Raw genomic sequence first — 11,964 nt, 5'->3', positions numbered from 1 at the left:
AAATGTAAGTGTTTCTGCTTCTAATTTTTTCTACTTTATAAAATCTACAACATTTCCTGTCTGCATGTCAATAATTACTCCTCCATTTAATAAAATTAAATAGACGTACGACACCTCTTTATGCGTTGCCTCTTGTAGCGCTCTACGATAAAGATTCATCTGTCCGCGATACCGTTCGACAATTTCAGAAATTGCTTGGGGAGAGGTGCCTTTTACATGATCGGTTTTATAGTCATACAAAATGCATTGATTGTCTAATTCGATATAGCCATCAATAATCCCATGAATTAATAAATCATCTTGTGTCGTTTCTGGATAATTTTGAATGAGCTCTTCTGCTTCAATCAGCATAGAAAAAGGTTGTTCCCTTCTAACGGTTTGATGGTGTTGAATCAATTGTTTTCCTAAGGCGGTGTCAAAGAAGGCTACGATTTGTTCCAGATTCATTTTTTCAGCAATTGCTGGTAAAATCAATTTATTTTCCACTAAACGTTCTTGAACAGCTCGCACTTCTTCATAAGAAGGTTGTGTACTTAAATCAATTAGTTGTAATAAATAATGAGTTGCTGTCCCAATTTCAGCTGCTGAGGGCGCTTGAACCGTATCTAAAAATTTAGGCTTACTTAAATCTCCTTCAATCATTCGATTGACAATCAACGGTTGCGCTTGAATAGTATTGTCTTCCCGAACCTCAATTTTACCAATTTCTTTGTTATCGGGGTCATCAAATACTCGCTTGATTTCAGAAACAGACTGATAACTGGTGGTCCGAGTAGCCACTTCAAACGGATAGTTGAAACTTAACCGTGCAAGGCCACGATTGATTTTGTCAGCAGATAATTGCGCTTTTTCGGCTAAATCCTCTGCTTGTCTTTCTGGCAATTGTAATTGCTGAATGGCTGCTCGTAGTTGTTCTTCGTTGAACCACTGAATATGAAAGTTAGCTGGGTGCTTTTTAACTTGCGGAACGTTACTTACTACTACTTCTTGCTGATATTCAGCGGCTTTTTGATGGCGTACCAATGTCATCCCAACCCAATTCATTAAACTACTTTTACTTTGCAAGCGATTTTCAGCTGGTAGCACTAGTGTTTCTACATCGCCAACTTTCAGCCACTCTTTCCACATCGCCGCTTGGTCTTTATAGGAGCCCACCAGAAAAAGTTTCTGTTCTGCACGTGTCAACGCCACATATAACTTCCGCATTTCTTCGGATAGTAATTTTCTCAATCGTACTTGTTTAATCGCCAAAAATGGTAAAGTATCGTACATAACTCGTTCTTCAGGTTGTAAATAACGAATGCCTACCCCTAAATTTTCTTCAAAGATATAGCGTTCATTCAAATCACTGACATTAAATTCTTTGGTCATATCTAAAACGAATACCACCGGAAATTCTAACCCTTTACTAGCGTGAATCGTCATGACGCGTACGGCATTCTCTTCACTTAAAACGACTGGTTCTGCTAAATCTTTGTCTTTTTCTTGCATTTTTTCGATGAAGCGAACAAATTGAAATAATCCGCGGAAGGTTGTTTTTTCATACGCCGCGGCCCGATCCACCAACGCATATAAATTGGCTTGGCGTTGTTTGCCAACAGGCAACCCGCCAACGTAATCAAGGTAGGCCGTTTCCCGATAAATCGTCCACAGCAAGGTGTTAATCTGGTTGCGTCGAGCCTGTTCCCGCCATTTTTCTAATGATTCAGCAAAACGTATAGTTTTTTCCTGAACAACTGCTTCCTCCATGGTTGGTTCCATCTTTTGATTAAACGTTAAAAATGCTTCGTAGTAACTGGTTTCCTTATTAGCCAAACGAATAAGCACTAATTCGTTTTCTTTTAATCCAACAATTGGTGAACGTAACACAGCTGCCAAAGGAATGTCTTGATAGGGATTATCAATCAATTGAAGCAAGGCAATCATTGTACGAATTTCCGTTGCTTGGAAATAATTTTGAGCATCATTGACTTGAACTGGAATTTCTAATGATTTAAAAACATCTAAAATAGTTAAATTATTTTTCTTTGTAGGCGTTAATAAGACAATATCTTGATAAGTAATCGGTCGATCCGTTTTCAGCTTTTTATCATAAATTAAGAAATTTTGGTCAATTAATTCACGAATTTTCAAAGCAGTAACGTAAAGTTCCCCTTCTGTCTTATCTTCAATCAACAACTCAGGGGATTGTAATTCTGGAAATTCAACTGATTCTGTTGCTTTTTTTTCATAAATTAGCAATTCGGTTGAATAATCAGCCGCCTCCGAAAATTGATCAAAACCATGAACCAAAGCGGCTGACTCATCGTAAGCAATTTGGCCCACTCGCTCATCCATTAATTGACTAAATACTAAATTCGTAAAGTCTAAAACGTCTTTGCGGGAACGAAAATTTTCAGCTAGAATAATTCGTTTGCCCTCTTTGCCTTGCCCATACTGATTGTATTTTTCAATAAACAATGTAGGATCTGCCAAGCGGAAAGAATAAATAGACTGTTTCACATCTCCTACCATAAAAAGGTTTCCTTCTGTGCTAAGCGGACGGCGCAACCAATACAAAATAGATTCTTGTAATTGATTGATATCTTGGTATTCATCGACTAACACTTCATCAAATTTTTCGCGATAGTAAAGAGAGGCTTCTGATGCTTGCCAGCCATCTGCCTGATTTTTCGCTAAAATAGCTAACGTATAATGTTCTAAATCGTTAAAATCCACTAAATTTTTAAGCCGTTTTTCTGCGCCATAGGCCTCCATAAATTGTTTCCCCACGTGAGCCATTTCTTGAACAATGGGCGTGGCCTCTTTCAAGACTTGTTTCATGGCATCTGGAGAAAGTGTAAACAGTTGCTTTTTCAAATCATTTAACGCTTTTTTATTTTGTTCTCGTAACTGTTTGGCTTGTTCCGCGGTTGGTTTCAACTCTTCGGCACGAACTGTTGGATAGCGGTCAAAGCTTAACAATTCAGTCAAATTATAGGCGCTTTCTAAATCATTTCTCTCTAAAAATTGTAAAAATTGTTTTGTTTGTTCCTTTTCATTTTGAGCTAAATACCAAATCTTTTGAAGTTTCTCTTCGCCCTCTGTTAAGGTCACCATTTCTTCGTAACGCTGAAGAGTTCGTTGTAACGTCTCAACGGCTAGCGGTTTTAAATACGTCTGAAATAACGTTGATTCGCCTAGCTGATTCCCTACTTCGTAGGCTTGTGTTAAGCCATTAATCCACGCCTCTGGATCAGGATTGGCTTTGGCAAATTCATAAAAAGAAAAAATTAAGTTAGTGAGTCCATCATCACTACGGTCATTGGAAAAATTCGCTGTTAATTGGTAAAATTCTTCTTGATTTTCCGCATAAAATTGTTCACGTAATGCATCCCAAACATCTTCTTTTAATAACAATGTTTCTGTTTCATCTGTTAACATCCGAAAAACCGGATCTATGTCAATTAAATAATAAAAACGACGAATAACAGTTAAACAAAAGGCATGTAACGTGCTAATATTGGCTGTTGGCAAAAGAGCAATTTGACGAGAAAAATGCCGTCTTCTTTCTGGATCTTGTTCTTCATTCATTGCCTTTTGTAAAGCCACTTGGATCCGTTCTTTCATCTCACGGGCGGCGGCTTCAGTGTACGTCACAATCAAGAGACGATCGATATCGACGCCGCTTTTGACTTTTTCAATGACACGGCGGACTAAAACGGTGGTTTTTCCTGAGCCAGCCGAAGCAGAAACTAAGATATTTTCATCGCCATCAAACACCGCTTGCCATTGACTGTCGGTGAATTGCTCATTGGCTGGACGTAGTGGAATTGTTTTACTCATCTTCGGTTGCTCCTTCCTCATCTTTGTTTAACAAGCGCGCCATAATTTCCTCTTTGGATAAATTCTCAATACGATGATAATTATTTTCTTTTAACATCACATCAAAATCACAGACACTTCGAAACGGACAATAGCGACAAGCAATCCGTTCCTTGCCTTGATAAGCGGGATTAAGTTGAACTTCGCCGCCAATAATTTGGTTCCCCGCTTCAATAAATTTATTTCGGTTATGGGAAAGCAACGCGCCTAATTCTGGTTCTGTCACAAATTTATCTTCTTGGCGACGACCAGGTTTAATTTGTTCTTTGGCGGATTCTTCAATTGGAAACAGCAACGAACTTTGTTTGGCTTGCAGACTCGTATCTAAATGATCCAATAAATCTGGGTCTTTCATCAAAAGACCATCAAACTGATATTTTTTAAGCATTTGTTGTTCAATGTCGTCTTTGCCTTCATAAGATAACGTAGGATTGTGTACATGCAGATAAAGTGAGCCAGCAGGTTTAGCTTCTTGACCAACTAATTGCACAGCATCCATTAAAGCCACATCCAAGTACGTCAGCATTTGCATGGCTAAGCCGTAATACGCTTCTGTCATATTAAATTTACGGTGACTCGATTTATAATCAATCACACCTAAATAGGTTGATTCGGGGGTAACCAATTGATCAATCCGGTCGATTTTTCCCCGAACATGAATCTTCCCTTGATTTTTTAATGGTAATTCCAAACCAGAAATTCCTTTTTTAGCGGCAATTTGGCCAAATAACACTTCCGTTTGAACAGTCGTCATGCCACTTCGTTGGCTTTGGCGTTTCAGCGCCCAACTGACTTTTTTAATTGTTTGACTCAATTGATAGCGAATATAGTTCATGCGACTAGAGGTCGTTAATACAGAAAAACGCGCATCCCCTAAGATGCTATTTAGTACTTCCTCCGCCAATAAATTGACTTCCTGATCGGTTAGCTCAGATAAGTTCCGTTGATTCATAATCAATAATTTAAAGAACTGATCCAATGCTTCATGGAAAAATTCCCCTGTAGCTGCTGGCGAAAGCCCAAAGACATCTCTTTCTTTCAACCGTAAGCCATAGCGAGAAAAGTATTGATATTGACACCGATAAAAACTCTCCATCCGAGAAACGGATGTATAAATATCTTTACCATATAAAGGTTCTGCTAAGACCTCATCAATCTTTTCAGGAATATTTTGATGCGTTAAACTTTCGAAAACTTGCTTGGCTAGCGGCGCAATTGATTGGTTCATTAGCGCTTTTTCCATATTTAACCAGAAAGGCAACAATCCTTCTTGTGTTTCTTTCCGTTGTCTTTTCAAACGCGTTAATTCACCGATTAACGTCCGATACGTACTAATATGGGCTAAACTGGTCGTTTCATCATCGAAAATGGTTGTTTCATTTTTTTCAAAAACGGGCAAGTTTAAATCTTTTTGGATATTTTTAAAATAAGGAGACGGTTTGACTTCTTGAGCGGTGTCTTTAACACTTGGATAGGTTAAATATAACCGTTCTCGCGCTGAAGAAAAGACGAGATACGCAACAAACGGTTCTTGCGCAATTTTGCGTCCGGTTGTCCCACGTAAATATTGGTTTTCCGTTAACGTATCATTGATTGTCTGCCGTTCTTCATCAGACAATAGTGTTTTATTTTCAATCTTTTGTGGAAAAATTTCTTCCGTCATCCCAATAGCAAAAGTAACCTTGGCAGCGCCAGGTCGAGTTAAATCCATTGCGCGAACTTGTACTTGGTCAATCGCTGTCGGCACTTTACTATAGTGCAAACCTTCCAAGCCACTAACAAATATTTCTTGAAACGTTGTAAAATCAAACGAACTTTCTCCGTAAACAGTGACGTATTCATCTAGTAACGACATCAATGCATCCCAAGTCTGTTCATGGTTACGAGCTGTTTCTAATTGACCGGCTTCGATAGCTTGTAAGCGCCACATTTTTAATTGTGTTGCCACACCACTTTGCAGTAAAAAGTGATAGAAGACGGTCGCTGCTTCCAAACCAGTTTTGGCACTTATCATTGCTTGAAAGTAACTAGGTAACAGCCGTTGAAGCGATTGACGAATCGCATTTGACTCTTCTTCCATCGTAGCGACATCTTCTTGCTCTTCCGCTTCAAAATCATACCGAATAAATTCCCAATCTTTTTCTTGCGACCAATAATAACCTTCATAGCCGTATGCCAGGACCACATTTTCGGTAATATCAACTTTTCTACGCCAAGCATTCCGTTGGTTTAACCAATCAGTCAAGCTTTCTTCAGAAGTAGCGAGTTGATTCATTGGCATAAATAATTCCGTTCTCAAAAAACGGAGCACATCGCGATAACGATAATTGTACGAATGAATAGCAAATAAAGATTCAATCCATTCGACTAAAGGGTGCCGATCCATAGCCATATCTCGGTCGACATAAACAGGAATCTCGTGTTCCGCAAAAATCGGTTCTAATAAATTTTCATAACAATCTAAATCACGAGTCAACACCTGAATTTCTTTGTACCGATACCCTTCTTCCACTACTAAACGGCGAATTTCGGTTGCAACATGTGTTAATTCTTCTTTAACGTTTTCTGCACGCCACAGAAATAAGCCATCGCCCCTCCAGTCAGATGTGCTTAATGGAGGCAGGTGTTCTTGTGATTGAATCCAATAATCGTTTAATCCTTGCAAGTCTGGATTTGTAATTAATACCTCTTTCTTTTCCACATAATCTGAAAGAATCGGGATTTGCTTCTGCCTTGCCAGTTGATAAAGCTGATGATAGGTTTGTCCCGCTTCATAAAATAACGACCGCGGATCAGGTAAGTCATGCGGATATTGTTTGTCCAATAAAAGGGCTACTTTCACAGAACCTGCTTGCGCCATTAGTACTTCAATCAACTTTAATTCTCTGGCGGTAAACTGCTGATAGCCTGAAATAACGAATTGAACATTCGACAAATCAACCGTTTGTAAATACTCGCTTAAATGTTGAATAATCTCCGCTGATTCATAGCCATACTGACTCATTTGTAATTGGAATCGCGTAAAAATTAACGTTAAATCTTGAAACTTAAGTTGTAAATCTTGTCCTTTAGGGTTCTCCGTTTGTTTTTCTAAAAATGGATAAAGCTCCGCAATTTCAATATTGCCTTCGCGCATTTCTTGATAAAGCTGAAATAGTTGCTGAATAAAGCCAGGCTTGTTAATTTCACCTCTAAAAATTTGTAACTCTTCTTCTGCTTCTACTAAAATTTTGCGAAAAATCATCGCAGCACCTGCGTCAGATAAAACATCTGCCGAGTAAAAAGGTGTATGTTGTAAATAGTACCAAGCCAAACGATAAAAACTAAAAACCTGCAGACGGGTACTGGTTATTGAATCAGACGTAGTTGTCTGTAATTGACGTAACTTTTGCAAGACTTGAATTTCTTGCTCAAACTTAATATGGTTCGGGACTAAATAGAATACTTCATGCTGTGCGTCTTCCTCTAGCCATTGTTTTGTCGCCTGTATAAGTGGCGCTTCTAAATCTGCCACAGCGGTTCCTCTAATAAACTGCACACTCATGGTTTCACATCCTTTTCCTTTGCACTGCCTTTATTTTACCACAAAAGAAGGACGGAAACATGTGTTTGTTTTTACACATTTCCGTCCTTCTCTTTTACTCATTGTCTCTTTTATTGTTTTGACACTTCTGGTATTGGACCAAACCGTGAGAATGGCCACATCACAAATTTCACTTCACCCAAAATATCTTTTTTATGAATAAAACCAATGACACGACCGTCTTTTGAATTCCGTCGATTATCACCTAAAACAAAGTAGCTATCTGCTGGTACTTTTTCTTTTAATGAAAAATCGCCTGTCAAAGGTTGACCATCTGTTAAGGCTTTTTTAAATTCATCTAAATAGGGTTCGTCAACTTCTTTTCCATTGATGTACAACGTATCATTCTTGTACGCAATTGTATCTCCAGGTAACCCAATCACACGTTTAATATAATTTTTATCTGGTTCATCTGGCGCTGGGAAAGTAATAATATCGAAACGATTAATTTCTGTGTTTTTTAACGTAATTACCCGTTCACCATCTGCTAACGTTGGATCCATTGAATGACCTCTCACTACGACAGGCGTAAATACAAATTGTCTCAGTAAAAATAGACCCAAAGCTAAACAGGCAAAAAAGACTACTGTTTTAATTAATTCTTTTGATTTCAAACTCATTCCTCCAAAAACCTTATTATACTTATGTCTCATATTCTACCACAAAGTAAATCAATCCTATAGTGCTTAACACTCAATTAATTTTTATGTACGTTTTTTACAAAATGATCAGAAAAAAAACGTATTTCTTTCAAATTTGATTCTTACTTTTTTGATTCTGCTCATAAAAAAAGCATAATCAATTCTAAAAAGGGCTGAATTGATTATGCTTCTAGCATTTTAGCGATCCATCACAACCACGTAACAAACTTCTAAAGGACCATGCAACCCGACAACCAGTTGCATTTCAATATCTCCTGAATTAGAAGGCCCTGAAATAAAGTGAATCGCTGAGCCGATTTTTTCGCCTTTTTCTATTTTTTCTGTATAAAAAGCTGCTGGCTGAGTCGAACGTGGAACGAGTTTGCTAAACGGTATAATTGAAATGTAATGCTTCGGTAAAAAGTGTAAAGCTCTGCCTTGCCCCGCATTGGACTCCACCACAATCGTTCCTGATTCAGCTAGTAAAAACTCAGCAAAGGCAATCGCGATATTTGCCTGAGCAGCTGTTTGAATATTCGCTTCTCGTTGCTCACTTCCAGGTTGCCATTGCTTAACAGAAACAGCCTCTAATGACTTAGCTAAATCAGCTAATCCATAAGCTTCAAAACGTGCATCTGTTGGCAATAAAAGATTGCCTCCACCGAACTCAGCAACAATTTGCTGAATCGTCGTCAGTAAATTTTCTTGTGTAGTTTCCACTAAGTTCGTGTGAATCGTTTCCACACGTTCTTTCACAATCGTTAATAGCTCTGCTGGTGTTTTATCTGCCAACTGTTCTTCTGGTAAATGATTAACTGGCTCAAATGGATGAGCCGAAACAGGCTGTTTTTCTACGCCTAATTTTTCTCGTAGATTTTGTAAAAAAGGTTCTCGATTTTGAATCGCTTCATTAGTCATTTTTTTCACCTTCTTGATGTTTTTTGAACCAACTTCTGAAGTTTTCTGAAGATTTTGGTGGTCTTGGCAAATCACGAACATCGGTCCAACCTTTTACTAACCCTGGTCCTTTATCAAGGTAGCCCCCATGATTGTACATGTTTTCAACAGTAATTTCTTTTTGTTTACTTAAAATGCCCGCTGCAGCATGATCGACTTTCATGGCTGCTTTAAACATTGCTGGTGAACCAGTGGCTTTGCCTACCATACGCATTTGGAAATCTTCAAATCCATGTTTCATTTTCAGATCATCGGTCATCACTTTACGATGTTCAATTAATAATTCGTGCAATGGAATTTTCACAGGACACGTTTCCGTACATGCCCCACAAAGACTAGACGCATAAGGCAATTCCCCAAACTGTTTATATCCACCCAAAATTGGAGAAAGCACAGCACCAATTGGGCCTGGATAAATAGAGCCATAACCGTGCCCACCAATATGGCGATAGACCGGACAAACGTTCAGACAAGACCCACAACGAATACACTGTAAGACTGGCTGAAAGGCTGTTCCTAACGCTTTTGAACGCCCGTTATCCAAAATGACCACGTGAAATTCTTCTGGACCATCGGATTCATCCGCATTTTTTTGCCCGGCAAACGTCACATACGTTGTTAAATTTTGACCAACGGCACTTCTGGCTAAAAGGTTATCTAAAACCTCTGCTTCACGCATTGTTGGTACGATTCTTTCCATCCCCATTAACACGATTTGTGTCTTAGGAATACTGATGGTCAAATCAGCATTTCCTTCATTTGTATTTAAGTTAATTAAGCCGCTATCCGCAATAGCGAAATTACAACCTGTAATGCCAATCTCCGCTTCCAAAAAGAATTTGCGCATCATTTCTCGTGCACAGCGTGCCAAATTTACCGGGTCATTATCTCCTTGATACCCTAATTTTTTCGCAAAAACCTGACGAATCTGTTCGCGATTTTTATGAATACTTGGGAAAACAATATGTGACGGCTCATCCCAGTCATCCATTTGTAAAATGAATTCCGCCAAATCTGTTTCCATCACACTAACATCGTCTAATCCCAATAACATTGGATCTATATCGACTTCGGTCGTCACCATTGATTTAGATTTCACAATTTTTTTCGCCTTTTTTTCTAGAACCACTTGTTTCACATATTCATTGGCCTCTTCGGCGGTTTGAGCAAAAAAGACTTTGCCACCTCGTTTGGTAACGTTATCACTGAACTCTTCTAAATAGTCAGGCAGATACTTAATTGTATGTTGGCGAATTTGTTCTCCCAGTTCACGCCATTGTGGCCAATTGCCTAAAGCTTCCCGCGCACCTTCTCGTTTCTCCCATTGGGCATCTTGTGCTTTGGCGACAGCCTTTTGCATAAACACATCTTTTTTACTTTCTTCAATTCGTTCACTTAACGGCTTATTGCTCGTTGATAATCCCACAGTTCTTCCCCCTTACCCTACCGATATGATTTGTGGTTGGTCCATGCGTGCTTCATCCACTTCGTGATTAAGGACTTCTGCAATGTGCATAATCTTAATCTTTTTCCCATCACGATTGAATTTACCCCCGATATTCATCAGGCAACCCATATCCGCACTAATTAAAATTTCTGCGCCCGTATCAATCACATCGTTCATTTTTTCCGTCACCATTTGTTCAGAAATAGCTGGCATTTTCACTGAAAACGTTCCGCCAAATCCGCAACAATTTTCAAGATGTCCTAAAGGAATCATTTCTAATCCTTTCACATGATCCAACAAAACAAAGGGGGATTCTCGTTCATTTAAAATTCGCGTCATATGACAAGAACGATGATAAGTGGCTTTCCCATATAACGTTGCGCCAACATCTTTGACCCCTAAGACACGATAAAGAAACTGACTAAACTCATAAGTTCGCTCAGCTAAACGTTGTGCTTTTGGTCCATAAATAGGATCATCTGCTAAAAATTTGTGGTATTCTTTCATCATGCCGACACAAGACCCCGCAGGTCCCACCACATAATCGGCACCGTCAAAACTATCAATTTGATTCTTAAGCGTTGTCGTGCTCTCTGTCACATAGCCACTATTGTACGTTGGCTGACCACAACACGTTTGGCTTGTTGGTAAAACCGTTTCACAGCCATAACGTTCCAAAACCTCTACCATTGCTTGCCCTACATTTGGAAAAAGTAGATCCACCACGCATGTCGAAAATATACTCACTTTCACGCAAAATAACCTCCTCGTTTTCTACGAAAAGGCTCCATGAAATTAATTGGGCGGCTGTCATTAAAAGTCACTTGGCTGTCGTCTCTAACTACTTCACAGTGCCTTTTCAACAAATACGTTATTTGTAACAAAAATCGTTTTTTAAAATGATTCTTATACAATAATTATTTTACCAGTATCTGGTTTTAACAGCAAACGATTCCAGAAATTTTGTGCATTTTCACACAAAAAAGGAGGCTTTTTTATAAAAGTTTCTTTTAACCCCTTTGAAATTCGTTTTTTCTGAAGAAAAGAGTGACGAAATTTTGAAATTTTGGTAAACTAAGAAAAAACGAGAAACGAGGGCCATGCATGTTCATTTCATTTAACATGTTTATTCTATTAATTGTTGCAACGATCCTAATGATTTTTCTGATTATCTATTTGACAGTCACTGGAAATGATAAAAATAATAAAAAGAAACAAAAGAAAGAAGTAAAAAGAACTACGCCAACTTTAAACAAAAAAACAGCTGTTCCCCCATCTCAAAAGCCAAATGTTGTGACTGATGTTGCAAAAAAGAGCGAGCCGGAAAAGCAAGCCGTGCAACGTACACAGCAACCAACCACTAGAGAAGACGAGACTTCTCAATTTACACGAAGCCAACGTCATAAATGAAAATGGGACATAAGTCGAGATGACTTATGTCCCATTTTCTAATTCTTAAGATAATCAGCTGA

The 11,964-nt window shown here is 38.6% G+C and carries 7 protein-coding genes; 1 reads left to right on the top strand and 6 read right to left on the bottom strand.

Annotated features, from left to right (window positions below; genetic code table 11):
• Positions 1–30 precede the first annotated feature (30 nt).
• The 6 genes from addA to IGJ52_RS04790 form a co-directional block, all read right to left on the bottom strand.
• A complete protein-coding gene (addA, locus tag IGJ52_RS04815; protein ID WP_438791947.1) occupies positions 31–3,825 on the bottom strand; it encodes a helicase-exonuclease AddAB subunit AddA in 3,795 nt (1,264 codons plus the stop codon).
• Positions 3,818–7,408, bottom strand: coding sequence for a PD-(D/E)XK nuclease family protein (locus tag IGJ52_RS04810; protein ID WP_016614198.1), 3,591 nt, complete (start codon positions 7,406–7,408; stop codon positions 3,818–3,820). Before IGJ52_RS04810 ends, addA begins: the two co-directional genes overlap by 8 nt.
• A gap of 110 nt (positions 7,409–7,518) precedes the next feature.
• Positions 7,519–8,067, bottom strand: a complete 549-nt coding sequence (gene lepB, locus IGJ52_RS04805; RefSeq protein WP_025191108.1) for a signal peptidase I — start codon at positions 8,065–8,067, stop codon at positions 7,519–7,521.
• A 219-nt stretch (positions 8,068–8,286) separates the two neighbouring features.
• Positions 8,287–9,006 (bottom strand): LutC/YkgG family protein, encoded by a 720-nt coding sequence (locus IGJ52_RS04800; RefSeq protein WP_002361597.1) that lies wholly within the window; start codon positions 9,004–9,006, stop codon positions 8,287–8,289.
• Positions 8,999–10,471 (bottom strand): LutB/LldF family L-lactate oxidation iron-sulfur protein, encoded by a 1,473-nt coding sequence (locus IGJ52_RS04795; protein ID WP_438791946.1) that lies wholly within the window; start codon positions 10,469–10,471, stop codon positions 8,999–9,001. The genes IGJ52_RS04800 and IGJ52_RS04795 overlap by 8 nt, the downstream gene beginning before the upstream one ends.
• A gap of 12 nt (positions 10,472–10,483) precedes the next feature.
• A complete protein-coding gene (locus IGJ52_RS04790) occupies positions 10,484–11,245 on the bottom strand; it encodes a (Fe-S)-binding protein (RefSeq protein ID WP_002360596.1) in 762 nt (253 codons plus the stop codon).
• 369 nt (positions 11,246–11,614) lie between these two features.
• Here IGJ52_RS04790 and IGJ52_RS04785 point away from each other — a divergent pair, with 369 nt between their 5' ends.
• Entirely contained in the window at positions 11,615–11,902 is a 288-nt protein-coding gene (locus tag IGJ52_RS04785) for a hypothetical protein (protein ID WP_002416112.1), read from the top strand.
• Positions 11,903–11,964 lie beyond the last annotated feature (62 nt).

Source organism: Enterococcus sp. DIV1758 (genome assembly GCF_051711985.1).
Lineage (GTDB): Bacteria > Bacillota > Bacilli > Lactobacillales > Enterococcaceae > Enterococcus > Enterococcus faecalis.
Note: the sequence above shows the minus strand (reverse complement) of the source record. Positions and strands in the feature narration are given on the sequence as shown.